The organism is Catenovulum agarivorans DS-2, assembly GCF_000568405.1.
Taxonomy (GTDB): Bacteria; Pseudomonadota; Gammaproteobacteria; order Enterobacterales; family Alteromonadaceae; genus Catenovulum; species Catenovulum agarivorans_A.
On record NZ_ARZY01000143.1, the window covers coordinates 1 to 205 of the forward strand.

The following is a 205-nucleotide window of genomic DNA, read 5'->3' on the forward strand; positions in this document are numbered from 1 at the left end:
AGCTTTTACTTTTCAGATTGTTAAAGAGCATAGGTTATTAAAACCAAATTAAAATAAGCTTGTTTAGTTTTGTATAAACTTACTTGGATTTGATTTCGACTTCGTGTTAAGTTTTAGAAAGTGGTGGAGCTAAGCAGGATCGAACTGCTGACCTCCTGCGTGCAAGGCAGGCGCTCTCCCAGCTGAGCTATAGCCCCATTTTCTG

1 tRNA gene is annotated in these 205 nt (G+C 39.5%); it reads right to left on the reverse strand.

Features of this window, described 5'->3' with window-relative positions:
• Window positions 1–121: 121 nt before the first annotated feature.
• Window positions 122–197: transfer RNA gene (locus tag DS2_RS19530), tRNA-Ala, on the reverse strand.
• Window positions 198–205 lie beyond the last annotated feature (8 nt).